Source organism: Robertmurraya sp. DFI.2.37, from assembly GCF_029211245.1.
GTDB lineage: Bacteria > Bacillota > Bacilli > Bacillales > Cytobacillaceae > Robertmurraya > Robertmurraya methanolica_A.
This window is the reverse complement of record NZ_JARGEJ010000663.1, coordinates 1-299: the sequence shown is the minus strand read 5'-3', so window position 1 is coordinate 299 and position 299 is coordinate 1. Positions and strand designations below refer to the sequence as shown.

Here is a 299-nt window from a genome sequence, read left to right as displayed (position 1 = left end):
TTTAACGACACCATTGGCAGGATTTATGTTCCCTGTTTTTCACGAAAATGCAGGAGATGTGAATCGAATTCTTTATATTGCATGAAAAGCAAATGAACCAGATTATCGGTTCATTGCTGAAGTGCTGAATTGCGAAGATATCATCACGGCTGAAGAAGATAAAGCTAGCTTTGAAATCATTATTCAAAAAGTCATTGGTGATGAAGTGGATACAGAAACAATTTCCAATGTATACGAAGAAATTACCCGAGTGGTTCAAGAAAACGAGGACAGCGAAGATTACGATTAGCCAAAACTTG

The 299-nt window shown here is 37.1% G+C and carries 1 pseudogene; it reads left to right on the top strand.

Annotated features, from left to right (window positions below):
• Positions 1–13 precede the first annotated feature (13 nt).
• A pseudogene (locus tag PZE06_RS28110) lies at positions 14–289 on the top strand (DUF4317 family protein).
• Positions 290–299 lie beyond the last annotated feature (10 nt).